The following is a 385-nucleotide window of genomic DNA, read 5'->3' on the forward strand; positions in this document are numbered from 1 at the left end:
GAATTTGCGGTTCTTGAACTTGTCCGGCACGGTGTCGCGCGGGCCGAAATTGACCATGTCGAGTGCGCCGACCGAGCCGACATAGGGCAGGCCGGTGCGGATCGGGGCACCGAACCGGTCTTTGTCAGCCGCGAAGACGCCGCCAACCAGCATGTCGGCCACTTCCGTCGTGGTGATGTCGAGGAAGCCGGCGAGCAGGCGGGAGTCGCCCAGTTTCTCCATCGCCCGGCCACCGGTGCCGGTGGCGTGGAAGACCAGGCAGTCATATYCGCCATCGAGCTTCTTGGTCACGGCCTGTACACAGGGCGTGGTAACGCCGAACATGGTGATGCCGATGGCTGGCCGCGCCAGCTTGCGCTTGGCCTCCCAGGCTTCTGCAGTCGGA

General features: G+C 65.1%; 1 pseudogene. It reads right to left on the bottom strand.

Annotated features, from left to right (window positions below):
• A pseudogene (locus tag AC1D0P_RS31485) lies at nt 1-385 on the bottom strand (Tm-1-like ATP-binding domain-containing protein); the annotation flags it as partial.

This window comes from Polaromonas sp. P1_G2 (genome assembly GCF_056405515.1).